1 protein-coding gene is annotated in these 360 nt (G+C 66.1%); it reads left to right on the top strand.

What is annotated here, in order from left to right; translation table 11 throughout:
- Positions 1–9: 9 nt before the first annotated feature.
- Positions 10–360, top strand: a 351-nt coding sequence (locus AC1DYP_RS24890) for a ParA family protein (RefSeq protein ID WP_477048577.1), incomplete at its 3' end; no start/stop codon positions are given.

Raw genomic sequence — 360 nt, 5'->3', positions numbered from 1 at the left:
CCACACAACGTGATCGCCTTCTGCAACCAAAAGGGTGGCGTAGGCAAGACGACTACCACCTTCCACATCGTGGATGCCGCTCGTCGAGCCGGCCACCGAGTCCTGGCACTGGATATGGACCCCCAGGGAAACCTGAGCACCGTGCTTAGTGCCGGTGAGCCGGCACCTGGCGACGCAGGGATGGCGGACGCGTTGTCGGACCGGTCGGCCGCCACCCTCGCAGACGTCGTGGCGCCGTCCATCTGGGATGGAGTGGACCTGGTCGCCACCGACCCGAACTCGGAATCCCTCGCCTTCGTGCGGGATGAGCTGATTCTCGGCGGCGCAGGACGCGAACGGCGACTTCGCGATGCGCTGGAG

Source organism: Caulobacter sp. P1_D6 (assembly GCF_056406095.1).
This window is presented reverse-complemented; position numbering and strand designations above follow the sequence as displayed.